This is a genomic window from Candidatus Limnocylindrales bacterium (genome assembly GCA_035559535.1).
Classification (GTDB): domain Bacteria; phylum Moduliflexota; class Moduliflexia; order Moduliflexales; family JAUQPW01; genus JAUQPW01.
In genome coordinates this window covers 29,641-41,084 of the sequence record DATMBG010000006.1, presented here as the reverse complement: position 1 = coordinate 41,084, position 11,444 = coordinate 29,641, and the positions used below count along the sequence as shown (strand labels likewise).

Annotated in this window: 7 protein-coding genes; all 7 read right to left on the bottom strand. The window is 43.5% G+C overall.

From position 1 onward, the window contains the following. Positions 1 to 33 precede the first annotated feature (33 nt). The 7 genes from VNM22_01245 to VNM22_01215 all read right to left on the bottom strand — a co-directional run bounded on the left by VNM22_01245 (position 34) and on the right by VNM22_01215 (position 11,399). Positions 34 to 954: a hypothetical protein gene (locus VNM22_01245; protein HWP45761.1), complete on the bottom strand. Its 921-nt coding sequence runs from the start codon at positions 952 to 954 to the stop codon at positions 34 to 36. 124 nt (positions 955 to 1,078) lie between these two features. After that, positions 1,079 to 2,128: a hypothetical protein gene (locus VNM22_01240; protein HWP45760.1), complete on the bottom strand. Its 1,050-nt coding sequence runs from the start codon at positions 2,126 to 2,128 to the stop codon at positions 1,079 to 1,081. Positions 2,129 to 2,360: 232 nt separating this feature from the next. Further along, positions 2,361 to 3,038 carry an aspartyl/asparaginyl beta-hydroxylase domain-containing protein gene (locus VNM22_01235; GenBank protein HWP45759.1) on the bottom strand — a complete coding sequence of 226 codons (678 nt, stop codon included), beginning with the start codon at positions 3,036 to 3,038 and terminating at the stop codon, positions 2,361 to 2,363. A gap of 61 nt (positions 3,039 to 3,099) precedes the next feature. Further along, positions 3,100 to 6,504 (bottom strand): glycosyltransferase family 39 protein, encoded by a 3,405-nt coding sequence (locus VNM22_01230; GenBank protein ID HWP45758.1) that lies wholly within the window; start codon positions 6,502 to 6,504, stop codon positions 3,100 to 3,102. A 58-nt stretch (positions 6,505 to 6,562) separates the two neighbouring features. Continuing rightward, positions 6,563 to 8,008, bottom strand: coding sequence for a tetratricopeptide repeat protein (locus VNM22_01225; GenBank protein HWP45757.1), 1,446 nt, complete (start codon positions 8,006 to 8,008; stop codon positions 6,563 to 6,565). Between the two features lie 77 nt (positions 8,009 to 8,085). Then, the gene (fabF, locus tag VNM22_01220) at positions 8,086 to 9,330 is read right to left on the bottom strand and encodes a beta-ketoacyl-ACP synthase II (protein HWP45756.1); all 1,245 of its coding nucleotides are present in this window, start codon (positions 9,328 to 9,330) and stop codon (positions 8,086 to 8,088) included. Positions 9,331 to 9,380: 50 nt separating this feature from the next. Continuing rightward, positions 9,381 to 11,399 (bottom strand): sulfatase-like hydrolase/transferase, encoded by a 2,019-nt coding sequence (locus VNM22_01215; protein ID HWP45755.1) that lies wholly within the window; start codon positions 11,397 to 11,399, stop codon positions 9,381 to 9,383. Positions 11,400 to 11,444 lie beyond the last annotated feature (45 nt).

The window sequence follows — 11,444 nt, the reverse complement described above, 5'->3', positions numbered from 1 at the left end:
AGGAAAATAACCAGCCCCTTTAAATATACGTGGTTAACCTGAGCAGCAGAGATACCTCCATACAGGAGCAAAAACGGGATATCCATTCCTGTCCAAGGGGGTTGCTATATCCAAAACAATACTCATGTGCGCATCGCGATAGGTATTTCCGGTTCGAGGAGGTCTGGTAGTATAAAGTTGATGGCTGTAATTGTACCAGGAATTTGCGCTGTCTACATTTACAGGTTCGCCCGGGTATTGCTGGGCTCTCCAGATGGGTACAAGAACATCCAGTGCAAAATCGTTAATATGACCAAAACCGTAATAACGATTTGCAGGAGTTACATGGGGTTGGAGTAACCAGTTTGCAGGTCTGATTCTTGGATCTCCCGGCTGACTGATGGTATCAAAAGGTGAAGCAAAGGTAATGACGCGACTGACCACGTTATCCTTAGCAATATAGGCTGCATGTCCTCCTCCTTGAGAATGACCCGCCAGAATGATCTTGGACCAGTTAATTTGATTACCATTGATAAGAAATTCTCCCCATCCTTCTTGGGGAAACTGGTAATTTAAATATTGCAATAGTCTGGTGAGTCTGCCGACAATGGAATTTGCAGGATCTACATTAACAAGGGGAGAGGTATTGACCCCATAGATAATTTCGTGGCGGACTCTACCATAACAATCAGGATCGTTTTGGCAAAGACTTCGAACACTGGGTTCATTAGGATAACTCAACCCAATAACCGGTATGCCGGTATCTGAAACGACTTTAAGGAGATGTTTAACCCCGCTGGGCTTCGCTTCTGTACCCGGTAAAAACACGAAAAGTCTGTTTTTCCTTGGAACCCGTAAATTTCGATAGGCAATATGCGGATTAGGATAGGTATTAATATTGGGGTCTGTTTGATAAGGCCGAATGATATGAACCTCTCTTCTAATTTGTTCAAATTCGGGTGGTAATCTACCCACAGGGCTCCCCCTCCCAATTTGGGTACATCCCAGAAGAATTACAAGTAAAAAAAGAAGAATTCCCTGGTTATAGAGAATGAAAAAGATTTTATGAATAATAGACATCTCATCTTTACACGGCATTCTATTCTTGGCAACACATATACCTCCACACCGGAGCAAATACCGGTTCTCCATTTTTGTCGAGGGGTGTTGCTATATCGGATACAATCATCATATGAGCTTCCTTTTGGATACCTATACGGACGTTTTTTACTGCAGAAGGTTCCAAAGCAGTATAAAGTTGATGACTATTATTATAGGGAGGACTTGTTTTATCAACATTCACGGGTTCCCCAGGATATTGTAAAGTTCTCCAGATCGGTACAAGAACCGTTAATGCAAAATCCTCTACATGACCAAAACCATAATAACGGTTACCCGGGGTCACATGGGGTTCAAGTAACCAACTGGCAGGTTTAATTTTCGGATCCTCCGGTTCGTTGGGCGAATCAAAAGGTGCAGCCAAGGTAACCACACGACTCACCAGATGATTTTTTGCAATAAAGGCGGCATGTCCCCCTCCTTGGGAATGACCTGCAATGATAATCTTTGCCCAGTTAATCTGATTACCCTCCCTAAGAAACTCCCCCCATCCTTCCTCCGGAGATTGGCGATCCAGATATTGCAGCAGCTTGATGAGCCTGTTCATAATAGAATTTGCACGATTTACATTAACCAGTGGAGATGTATCCGCTCCGTAAATGACCTCTTCCCGAACTTTACCATAGCATTCCGAATCACTCCGACAGAGGTCTCGAACACTAGGCTCATTAGGATAGCTTAGCCCAATAATGGGGGTTCCGGTATCCGCAACTACTTTAAGTAGTTGCTTCACGCCACTGGGTTTAGCTTCGGTACCCGGCAGAAACACAAAGAGTTTATCTTTCCCGGGAACCTCTAAATTTCGATAAGCAATATGGGGATGAAGGTAGGTATCAATATTGGGGTCGGTTAGCTCGGGTTGAATGATATTCACATCTTTTTTGATTCGATTGATTTTTTGAGTTTGCTCGGAGGTTCGTTGGCTCTGGGTTATGAGGATTTTTTTGAAGAAGTGATGTCTTTTAAGGAAAACTGCAAATAAAAGAATTACCAGGATACTTACATACAGAATAGGTCGAATTTTACGCATGACGATCTCATTGGATTTAATTTTAGATATTCCTCTCTAAAAAATAAGGAGCAAGAACCACCGGCTCTTAAAGTGAGACATAACTTACCAGCGTTTATCGACAATAAGATAGGCTTAAAATCCAGATTTATCAAGCAATATTTTGAGTAAGGACAAAGCATTCATCGGTGAAAGTAGGAGAGGATAACCCTGACCGTTGAAGAATGCCTCGTCCTCAAAACAGAGAAGGGGGTCAGGCAGCGGATTTGTATGGCTTTTCACCAGAACCCTTCAAGGCCTGCTTCATCTTAGCTAACTTAGTCGTTACTTTATAGTAGAAAAGCCGGGTATACTGAAACTCTCTTCTAAGAATTTCACCCCATGTGAAAGGTTCTATATACTTTTCATCAGAAAGATCTATTCCCAGGACATCCTTATCTTTTTTAATATCCATCAGCAATACAATTCTTTTACTCTTTCCAAAATTCCAGGCCTCATGAACAAAAGTATCATCAAATACAATGCATTTTCCCTCCGTCCAGGTTTTAGTTTTTCCCTGAACGGTTATGCCACACCCTTCTGGAACAATCAAGCCAAGGTGACAACGCAGCACATTTCCTTCATAACCCTTATGGGGTCTTATATAGGTACCCGGAGCCAGACACGAAAAACCCGCCGTCATCAAACCCGGAATAGCTTCAATAATCCTGGTAGTTTCCGGACATAAGGCACAGTTTTCCTCTATCTTTTGCCCCCTCTCCTGTTTATATCCATTGTATAAACCAAAGGCAGTCCAGTCCTTATTATAAAGGTGTTTCTCGTACCAGGGATTAAAATTCTCCCCCTGGAGCCGCTCAACCTCTGCTCTGATCTTTAGCCAGTTAGATTCAAGGAGTTTTACAAAATCAAAATAAGCGGGATTATAAAACATATTCTTTATCCTTTGTCTTTTTTTGTCCCTTGCCTAGAGTCCTTAGACAAGGGACAATGAGTTATTTTTCCCAAAGGTAAATCTTTGCGTTGTAGGATTCATATACGACCTTGAAATTTGTGTTAATATAGTTTAACACTTCAGGCGTATTTAGCTTGTTAAACATACTGTTTGGGACGGCCGCAATCCAGACCCGTTGATGTTGGTTTACAGCGTCTTTTAAATCTCGTAGTCCTATGAGAGAGGGTACACCGATAGATTTATCCTGCAATATGAAGTCCTTTCCCTGCTCGGCATATACTACGATGAGGGTAGTAAAACTTTCCAGAAAGGCATCGGATTGCCCGGCATAATACTTTGTCACATCAGGAGTTGCGCTTATCACATAATCTCCTTCCTGCCAATGGTCTCTTATATACTGATTGGAGGTCTTTTGATCCGACTGATAGGTACGGTAGCGCGTATCCACGACTCCGGTATTAGGAAGACTCGATAGTCGGTACAATTGTAAAATAAAAGGATTCGTGGCAAGGAATAGAACCAAAAGAGGAATAACCAGGATCATCGTATTGATCCAGCTTTTAGTTTGAGAAATAACCCCTTTGCCAAGGGAAATGAGATAATCTCCGTAATAAACACAGGTAGCCGCAGCCAGAATAATTAGATACGGTTGAACATGATAAAGATATCGGTTGGTAGGCAAGGGAAAGAGGTTGGTGAACAGAAACCAGACGGTAATCAGAATAGTAGCAAAGAAGCGCAATCCCGGATTCATAACAAAAAGGGGTAATCCGACGAGGGATAGGGCTGTCATAATTGAATGATTCTCAGCCCGGAAAAAGTTATCCACATAATAATACGGATCGTATAAAGGATCGAAAAAAACAGGTGCTAAAGTTACTCCACTTAAGAGCCCTTCTCCAATTACCAGGTATTTTGCCGTATAAACCTTACGTCGGAATCCCTGGACCAGAACAACCGTTACAATTCCTATGAGAGCCGCCCAAAGATGGGGCTCTTTTATCCATTTGTAATCTTTCCATCTAACCAGAACCAGACCCAAAGCAAGAGCTCCAAGCATAAAGCCGGTTCCTTCCCAGGTCAAGAACATCCAGATATATAAAACAGCAATAGGGTAGATGTATCGAGGTCTTATTCTTTCTTCATTGATGGCCCGGTAGAAGAGATAGCTAACTATCAGACCCAAGGTATGGGTAGGTTGTGGATAGCGATCGTTTTGTGCCCAATGGATAGAAAGAGGAATGAACGCGAAGATAGCGGAAGCGAGTAGACCTATTCTTTTATTGAACAATTTACTCCCCACGTAAAAGATCAGAAAAATACTGAAAATTCCATATAGGGCTGAAGGGAGACGCAAAGCAAAATCGCTAACTCCGAAAAGTAAGAAGGAAATGGAAATGGGATAAGGAAGCAGTTCATAGGTTACCAGGGGTTTCTCATAAATTCCCAAGGTCCTGAAAGCATACCCACGGACAAGAATGGATAGGGCATCCCGCAGGGTTCCACATTCATCTCCGTTGATGGATTCAAAATCTATATTATGAATTCGCAACCAGGTCCCACAGATCAAAATAACCAACAAACACCCCAATTGAAATTTTTTACTCTCCTCCAGAGTAGTTAAGGTGAGGGTATCAACAGGAAGGCGAGAAACCGAAGGGAGGTAGCGTGAAATACCATTTCGCATTACCTTTTTAGCTTCCAAAATGAAAGCCAGTTTGAATCCTATCAGAAGCAAGATAGCCACGGCAATAATCCAGGGTTGAAAGGGAAAAGAATAATCAAAGCGTACATCATACTGGAGCAGGTAGCAAATACCCAGAAAAAGGGCAGGAGGAACGTGAGCGAGGGTATCTAAACTAAGGGCCTGATTTAAACCAACGGGTAATTTACTCCTCCCGGCTTTCTGCCGAATGCTTTCGGGATTAAGCCGATAGCGTAAATAGCCGGAGAGAATCCAGAAGAATACCATGATCAGAGCACCTGCCAACATATAAGCCAGCAGGAGTAGCCAGGCGATGGTTTGAAGATTACTCGGTAGGGTTATAATTTTTGCGTTTTTCTTGAGAAGACCCCAGGGCAGATCCGGATATTTCCCCACGATTCGGGCATCTTTAAGTAAGGACTTTGAAGGGACTGTCTCCAGGGAGTGTTGCGGACTCAGATCCTCTACAGGTAAGGTTTTCCAGGAAGAATCGGATTTAAACCATTCTACCTCGCCATTTTGATGAACCATGAGGCCATCTACAAGTAAGGCCTGTGAGGAGCGCTCCCCGTGAACACTCACTCCTATCCTGTTCGAGCCCGGATGGATAAAAGGAGTAATGTTATAGATATCCAATGATCCCGATAGCTGACCGGATTTAGAGGGAGCGGGGGAGCCGGTTCCTTCAGCCGGATTCTGAGGAACTCCAGCAGGTATGCGATTTGTAGAACGGGTAGGCGTTACCGGAGCGATAGAAGTGGTCGATGTAACGATATTTGTGGTGCTGGTGGATTGAATGGTGGGATTAAGGGATTGATCAATACTCGCAATTTCAATACCGTTGACTTCTAAATTATAGCGCTGGCTGGCCGCAACACGAATCCAAACCTCCCGGATTCGGTGGGATAAATCCAGTACTTTCTGGAAATAGGCTGTTCGTACCTCTGGATCCGGATACCAGATCCACTCCCCGTGTGGAGCCTCTGTAATAAGCTGAGGATGCGTGGGGGGGATTTCGATAGCCGTGACGGAATCCTCCGTAGCTCCATAATCCACGTTGAGGGGGTAAACCCTTTCTATATTGGCAGGGCCCAGGACTTTAGCAAAAGGCCAGTTACCATCATCGAACGACGGACTTGACCACAAAATAGTTCCCTCTCCCTGTCTTTCCTCAACAATCTTAACCTTCCAGGTACCATCTGAGATGAATCGAGTTTCTTGATTCACATCATCGACATAAGCCCCCTCCACTAAAGTTCGACCTGTTCCGGGATAAACGGATAATCGAACCAAGACCCCAATTACATTCTTTCCGGTACGTAAATAGGGAGTAATATCATAAACCCCAGAAACATTGATGGCATGAAAAGTCTTTTTACCTACAGATATTCCATTGACCAAAAGGGTATAGGAATCCGGGGCGGCCACTTTAATCCAGGCATGATTAACTTTGCGCGGCAGGTAAAGATTTTTGCGGAAATATCCCTGGGGTGCTTCTGTCTGAGTCGCGATCCACTGGGCATTTCCCCAGCTCAAGGGGTAAGAATGAATGAGTGTACGGTTGGCGTAAGTATTCCAAACAAAATAGCCCAAAAGGGCTCCAAATCCTGCAACCAGGAGCGCACAGGTCAGCGAAATAGGGACCTGGAAACGCGAGGATGAAGATGCAGAGAGAGTCCCCTCACTTCCATATCCCTCTATCATTCCGTCCTTTTTCTCTATATCCCCACGCTCTTCCATAAAAATACCTGAAGTGTCTAAAGCTAAAAGAAACTTTAAACACTTTACTATCAGCCTCCTATATACCTCCGGCCAGACTATCTGTCATCCGGTTATTGAGAACTCGATCTAAACTTCTTGATAGTAAATAGGCAGCCTTAGCCTCTTTGGGTTTTTCCATCTTGACATAGCAATCCCCAATGTTAGAATAAGCATTGGCTTTCAAAATGCTATTGGTAGTTTTAGCAATAAAAGTCTGATTTTCTATGATGCTTTGTTCATAATTACCCATATCAAAATAGGCTTTCCCCATATAAAAGTGGGCTTGTAACTGGCGAGGATCGATCTCTAGAGCAGCCTTCCAACTTTGGATGGCACTATACTCATTGGAACCGGCATTAAAATAATCTAATCCCTGCTGAATATAGAGGGAAACCAGATATTTCTTTATCACCGGATCATCCGGACTCATCCTCAGAGCCTGTTGGTAAGTCGCCAGGGTTTCCAGGGTTTTACCTTCCTTAGAAAGAAGAGTTCCTCGATAGATATAATACTCAGGGGTATCTGCTCGATTTAGCTTATAGTAAACTTCACCCAAATTTTCACGGAAGACCTGATGATAAAAAAGTTGATTATTCAAACGTTGGGCTGAAAAATATTTTATCAAGGCCTGTTCGTAGTTCCCCTGAGCCAGGTAATTATCTCCCTCTATCTGTTCATACTCGGCCAACATACAGGGCAGGAATAAACCAAGGCTATAAACAAATAAAAAGAAAAGAACCATTCCAATCCTGCGTAATATAACCGATAAAGGCAGATACTTAGATTTCTCTATACCTATAGGTAAACCCGTACTTACGAGAAGTACCCCTCCGGCCATAGTCAGATACCAGCCCCAGCTTAAAAAGTAAAAAGTCGAATCGATCCGATCCAACAAATAATCTGTTTTAAATCCAGGTATAAAACTCGGCTCAAAGGCCAGATTATTAGGAGGGAGATTCACGGTACTGAAAAACAGAAGCTTCATATGCTGGTCATTGATATCCACTAAAGGCTCTAAAAGGTTTGAATGGAAGCACGTCAACTTAGCAATGAAGGTTATCCCTAGAAGTAAAGATGCCGTTCCAATGGGGATCCGAAGGAAACGAAAGGGGCGAAAAATAGTCAGACTTCCCAACATTCCAAATATCAGAGCCAGATTTCCAAAGGAGAGACGAGGAATGGCATGTAATATTTCCATTAATCCAGGACGTGTATTATGACAGGCTATCTCGGGTGCTGAGATGGTTAAGCTCATGTAGGAGAGAAGTTTACACCCGGGATTCCCCAGGGAGTTCTCTAAAATAGGGGTAAGATAACCTCCTGCAGGGATGGTAATCTGGTCATTATACCACCCCAGAATAAAGCCGCCTAAAAAAAAACCGGCTCCTATACCCGCTAAAATAGTCGCAACCGACAAACTCTCTAAAAGATTTATCAGGAGATCCAGTCCCTTATCGAGGGGTTTAAAAAGTCTGACTGGCATAAGACTGCCATCTGGGGTCCGTTGTAAAACATAAGGTAATTTGTGTTACTCCCCACAACGGACCACAGACCTAAGACCTACTGCTGAAATTTCTTAAAAACGATACAACCGATCGTTCCCCCAAAACCGAAGGAATTGGATAAGGCTACATTAACCTCTGCAGGCCGTGCCTTATTTGGCACGTAATCTAAATCACAATTGGGGTCTGGGGTTTCATAGTTAATGGTGGGAGGGATGAGATTATTTCGAATGGTTAAAACGGTTGCAACCGCTTCAACTCCTCCGGCGGCACCTAAGAGGTGCCCTATCATGGACTTGGTGGAGCTAACGGCCAGCCGATAGGCATGCTTACCAAAGACTGCTTTGATAGCAGCAGTCTCTATAGCATCATTGAGAGGAGTGGAAGTCCCGTGGGCATTGATATAATCTACTTCCTCTGGTACCAATCCTGCATCCGCCAGGGCCATTTTCATGCATTGGGCAGCTCCTCTTCCCCCAGGGGAAGGTGTGGTCATATGATAGGCATCTGCCGTCAGTCCATAACCCACAATTTCCGCTTTGATATCCGCATTCCTTTTCAGAGCATGTTCCAGAGACTCCAGCACGAGAAGACCACATCCTTCTCCCATGACAAAACCATCTCGATCTCTATCAAAAGGACGGCTGGCTTTTTGAGGCTCTTCATTCCGTCGAGAGAGGGCTTTTAAGGCATTAAAACCCCCAATGGCAAGGGGAGTAATTTCCGCTTCGGTTCCACCACTGATCATGAGGTCGGCATCGCCTCTCTGGATAATCTTAAAGGCATCGCCAATGGCATGGGTTCCCGCAGCGCAGGCGGTAGCTACAGCCAGATTGGGGCCTCGAAATCCAAAACGGATAGAGATTTGACCCGAAGCAAGGTTAATCAAAAGGCTTGGAATAAAAAAGGGAGAGATACGTTTGGGACCTTTCTCCAGGAGGAGCTTGTGTTCTTCCTCGATGGCCGGGAGGCCACCTGCTTCAGACCCAATGAGGACGCCGGCACGATCCTTATCCAGATCATCTAACTTAATCCCTGCATCTTGCACAGCCATTTCGCTGGCTGCCAGGGCATAATGAATAAAAGTATCCATTTTCTTAACTTCTTTTTTATCTATATATTGAAGAGGATCAAATCCTTTTACTTCGCCGGCAATCTTAATTGGGAAGTCTTGAGTGTCAAATCGGGTAATATAGCCAATCCCCGACCTGCCGGCACAAAGTCCTTCCCAGAACTCCTGGACGTTATTTCCAAGAGGTGTAACCACTCCTAATCCTGTAACAACCACTCTTCTTTTGTTCATAAGTTAACAATTGTTTTAATAAACAATTAACAACCGGTAATTGATAATTGTTATTGTACATAACCCAGGGATCTTAACATCTGCCTAAATTGCTTTTTATTTGTACTCGACCCTGCACGCGCTTGCTGAAAAGAACCTAACCATTGATCCAGTTTAGCCTCCAATTCCTGAGCTTTTTCAGGATAAGCCTCTATAAGATTTCTCTGTTCATTTGGATCATAAGCCAGGTTATACAATTCATGCTTGCCATTAGACAACCAGATTAATTTCCAAACTCCGTTGTAAATAGCCTTTGAACTATCTTTAGAGGATTGGTTGGCAAAGTTCAAAATTTCAGCCGGGGTCAGATTTTCTTTCAAAATGGCTTTGCTCCCATCTTTAGATACACTTTGGGCCTTGTCTTGGCCGGCTTCCCCTAACAACCAACCCCACCACTCCGAATAAACAGGCCTGGGTTGTTCTAATGAAACAACCCTCACGTCTTGGCTCTCCGGAGTGATCAGATTTGCACCTTGAACATGGGAAGGTATTTGACCTTCCAGACCTGCTAATGATAGAACGGTTGGTAGAATATCCACCAGAGAGGCATAGCGAAGGTCCACCCCCGGCTGAATCCGTTCCGGATACCAAAAGATCAAAGGGATGTGGAGTACAGTATTATAAAGATAAAAATGATGATTCATCAGGTTATGTTCCCCGATATACTCTCCGTGGTCTGCCGTAATAATGACCAGGGTGTTCTTTAAGAGTCCCTTCTGTTTTAGAAATTCAAGTAATTTTCCAATCTGTTCGTCTACAAACCTAATTTCACTATCGTATAAAGCTTTTAAATATTCGAAATCTGCCCGGGAGGGTTGTACTTCTCCGGTAAGATATTTGTGAAAAGCCCGGCGATGGGCGTTAACTTTTTGAACTTTAGAAAGATCCACCTGAGTAAGATCCAGGTCCTTAACAAACTCGCTGAAGTAAGGTTCTCGAGCCCGATAGGGGGAATGGGCATCGTTAAAATGGACAAAGGCAAAATACGGAAGCCCTGTATGAGCGGTGGTACTGATCCAGTTAGAAGCCAGATCCACCGTTTTCTTGGAATTTGCTCCGATATCATTATAGACAAACCGTTCGAACAATCTCTCAAGGGTTAAATTAACCCGACGATCCAGATTAACTCCTATGGCTTCGTTAAAGCCTTTTGTCCCTCCCACCATTCTTCCTACAAAGGGATTATTATAGATACTGAAAGTGCGATAACCATTTCTGGATAAAATTTCTGCCAGGGTAGGTAGATCCTCTGGTAAATGAGTATTCAGATAACCCACGCCATGCTTGGAGGGATAAACTCCCGTAAACAGAGACATATGGGAGGGAACCGTCCAGGTCGAAGGTGAGATGGCATTTTTAAAAAGTCTACCCTCTCTGGCTATCTGATCAATATGGGGCGTGGTCTGCCGATAATGTCCATAACAAGAAAAACGATCGGCTCGGGTTGTATCCATGGAAATGATCAAGAAATTAGGCCTTTGATCTGAAGAGGAAATTTTTTTGGCCATATAGAACTCTTGTTCATTGTTTTTTTCCATCAAAAACAATCCGTAATAAACCATCAGCAAAATTACCAAACTGAGGGGAATAAACCCTCTGCGGCTCCCACCCCACTTTGAGATAGGAAGGAATTTAAACAGCAGCCAGCTCAAAATGGCTGAAAAGGCGGCCACAAGTCCAATATAGAGAAGGTTACTGGGGGCTCGTCCCAAAACGGGAAAAACTATATCCAGTAAATAAACCGTTATTTCTACAAAAAGAGATATTCCGAGAAACAGAGAAAAGTAAAAGGATTTTAGCTTTTCCTCTTCCCAAGGGACATCCCGTAATAAGGAACCCTTCAAAAGGGCAGCCATCAACAATCCCCCTACGACTCCAACGATTCCATAGAGGAGTGCAGCCTTCAGGAAAAAGAGGAAGTTTGCCAGAATGCTCCCGGTGGTAAACAATAAAAATATCGATTCCAGGAAGCTAACCAAAAAACCGGTCAAAATACCGCTCCAAACCCCGGCCTTTATGTGAACTTTCATGTTACTTTCTTGTTGTCTATATTGTCTGTTATCTTTGTTTACTGT